At 44.9% G+C, this 572-nt stretch carries 1 pseudogene; it reads right to left on the bottom strand.

Annotation, left to right across the window (positions count from 1 at the left end):
- Window positions 1-572: pseudogene (locus tag E0L37_RS21255) on the bottom strand (aminopeptidase PepB); the annotation flags it as partial.

The raw sequence follows: 572 nt of genomic DNA, 5'->3' as shown, positions 1-572 counted from the left end.
GCTCTGCAAAGTCTTGTACGTCACGTACAAGCTCTTTATCAAGACCAAACAATGCATTGTACTCTTGGCCTACAGCAACAAGCGCAGCGCCTGTTAAGGTTGCCGCATCAATGATTAATGGCGCGCCAGACTCACCTGCTGCCATTAAGCCATCAGCTAGTACTAAACGACCTTCAGCGTCTGTGTTAACGATTTCAACCGTTGTACCATTTTTATACGTTAAGATATCGCCAAGTTTGTAGGCGTGGCCTGAAATTAAGTTTTCAGCACAGCATAAGAACAACTTAATGCGTTTGTTGATACCACGGCTAATAGCAAGTGCTAAACCTGCAGTCACAGTTGCTGCGCCGCCCATGTCGCATTTCATGCCTAACATGCCTTCACTTGCTTTGATTGAGTAACCACCTGAATCAAACGTAATGCCTTTACCAACTAAAGCGGCTGCAACAGGCGCGTTTTCATCACCAGTTGGGTTGTAATCTAATGCTAATAATACTGGTGGACGTTCACTACCACGGCCTACCGCATGGATACCAATCCATTGTTGCTCTAATAAAGCATCACCTTTAATA

Origin of the sequence: Alcanivorax sp. 24 (assembly GCF_004360225.1) — a bacterium.
GTDB lineage: Bacteria > Pseudomonadota > Gammaproteobacteria > Pseudomonadales > Alcanivoracaceae > Alloalcanivorax > Alloalcanivorax xiamenensis.
Note: the sequence above shows the minus strand (reverse complement) of the source record. Positions and strands in the feature narration are given on the sequence as shown.